This is a genomic window from Mesonia ostreae, assembly GCF_031845265.1.
In the GTDB taxonomy this organism is placed as follows: Bacteria; Bacteroidota; Bacteroidia; order Flavobacteriales; family Flavobacteriaceae; genus Mesonia; species Mesonia ostreae.
The window spans coordinates 1-2,635 of the sequence record NZ_JAVRBG010000035.1 but is presented as its reverse complement, the minus strand read 5'-3'; the positions used below and the strand labels follow the sequence as shown (position 1 = coordinate 2,635).

1 protein-coding gene is annotated in these 2,635 nt (G+C 38.6%); it reads right to left on the bottom strand.

Translation table 11 applies throughout. The annotated features are described in order from the left end of the window. Window positions 1-2,300: FIDD domain-containing protein (locus RLT85_RS15000; protein WP_311402856.1), on the bottom strand; the 2,300-nt coding region annotated here is incomplete at its 3' end. Between the last annotated feature and the right edge of the window lie 335 nt (window positions 2,301-2,635).

Sequence of the window (2,635 nt, the reverse complement as noted above, 5' to 3'; positions counted from 1 at the left end):
AAACATTCGGTATTGTTTACATTTTCAATACGTATGAAAATGGTTTGTGATCCTTCATTGACTACTTCATAGTTGGCCGGGTCTGCAATTTCTGGGGTTCCTGCATCGGCCTCGGCTTGGGTATTATAATAGGTCACCGCAAAGTCTGCTGGGTCTTGGATCCCTAACACTAATGCCGTATTGGTGGTTAAATCAAAGTCCACGCCTAGCCCTGTAGTGTCACAAATATCTAAGTTTTCTACTGGGTTTACCTCGCCTATAGAGAAGCTTTCTACGAAAAAGCTATTGGTCGCATAGCAATTGGCATTTTCATTGCTTTCTACGCGTACAAATATCTCTTGGGGGTTCCCGTTTTCATTCTCATAAGCAGCTGGCGTTGGAACTTCAGGTGTACCTAAATCGGCTGCAGCTTGAGTCTCATAATAAGTCACCGCATAAGAAGCTGGGTCTAAAACGTCTAAGGCTAAAACTTCATTTTCCGTTAAATCAAAAATACCATCTCCATCATTATCATCATCACACTCTTCTAGGTTGGTTAAAGCATTACCGATGCTAACTACATTCACTTCCAATTCAAAACTACCTGTAATATAACAATCTGCTTTGTTGACATTTTCAACTCTTACGAAAATTGTTTCAGCAGTATTTGCTATAAAAGGATAGTTTGCTGGATCTGGAATATTTCCTGTTCCTGCATCCGCTTCAGCTTGAGTATTATAATAGGTAATATTAAATTCGGCTGGCTCTTGAGCTCCGAGAATATCTGTATCTTGGGTGATATCAATCGTTGTAATATCAGTAGTAAAGCATTCCTCTAAATCATTTAACGTCTCTATGGTAGCTATGTCATAAAAAATAATTTCTACTTCATCAAAAGAACTATCTCCATCGCCATCATCTGTTTCCACTTGATAGATCCCCGTAGTATTTACGGTAATCACAGGATTTGTTTCTCCTGGGAGAGGATCATAGGTGTCTGTAGCTTCATTATAAATAGACCATTGATAACTTGTTGCTCCAATTGTAGTGCCGTCAATCGTATAATCTTCACCTTCACATAGTTCTTGATCATCTGGAAGCGTAGTATCTAGAATAGAGCAGTCTGTATTCCCTGCTCCACCTGTTTGCTGTAAACTAATATAACCTACCCCTTCGTTATAATTAGTAATCATAATAATATAGATTTCCCCTGTTTGCGCATTGGGTATGCTAACATCCTCAATTGGAGCTGCAGAATAACTACAATCAACTACATTGCCTGCAGTAAGGTTACCACAATTTCCATCTGGTTGTGTAAAAGGTCCCCATACTATAAAGTCTACATCTAAACCTTGACCATTAAAATTCGGACTTGTATTTTGAGCTAAGGTAAAGTCTAAGTCTCCTGGATCGTCTATTTGAAGATAGAACCACGCAGGATAACGTTCTTGACCTATACAATCATATTCTGGACCAGTTTCTGCAATTGGCAAACCTCCCGTTTGAGGATTACTATTAGGAAACACTAAAGCTTCATCTCCTGCGCAAAAAGGATTAAGGTCTGCACAATAAGAAGCCGCGTTAGATTCTACTTCTACGACAAACTCTAAGACTTCACTAGGACAAGAGTTTTGGTCATAAACTATCAATGTCACATCGTACGTACCTATTTGAGCATAGGTATGGGCGGTATCTTGGCCTATCCCCGTATTGCCATCACCAAAATCCCATTCATAGGTAGCTCCTGTTCCATCACCATCTGCAAAAATACCACTCCCTTGAAATAAAATAGACTCGTTAAATGTTACCGTATATACTCCCGCGTTAAATTCTGAAGGAGTCACACTATCAATCTGAGCAGTAATTACTTGACAAGGCTCTCTACAACCTATGTCTGCAGCCCAACCTTCTAAAGGCGAAAACTCCCCATCTGGCACAAACTCTATGGTTAAACAACCTGAAGTATTGGTGGAAGAAGCGAATACAAGTCCTGGACTACCATTCCCTTGGTACGATCCAATTAACGTGGCTCCAGTAGAGTCCCCGTCATAAATATTCAACACATCCTCAGTAGAACTAGTAGATCCCAATAAAAAAGTAGTAAAATCTAGCTCTGTTACTTGACCAGGTTGATCTGGACAAATGGTGATTACTTGAGGTACTCCTCCATTATCATTATAAGCTCCGGAACCTGCCCCAGGTCCTCCATTATCATAAAAAACTCCCGAGCATTGATCTACGTCTGCATCACCCATAATCACATTTTGTGAAAACAATGACATGGAAAGTAAAGCAAACAGTAGTAAGTATATATTCTTCATAAGTATTGGGGTAATAATTATTTTTTTTCTAAACGGCTTTAGCCGCGAAATTTAATAAAATTTAGAGTAAAATGTTAGCTTTATGCTAAATTTTAAAAAAATAACTCTAATTTCTATCCATAAAACAACTTACAAAGTATATTTCCTACCCCTAAACGAGAAAAAAATTATACTTTCTTTTGAATCTCTACAGGCTTCTCTCTTTTCAACCACAAAAAAAGCCCGCCGTCTCACAACACTTAGTTGAAAGACGGCGGGCTATAATATTAGAAGTTATTGGCTGTTTACCTCTTTAAAGTAAAGTTGGCTTTAAACTCTTTTCTGGTGCCATCAAT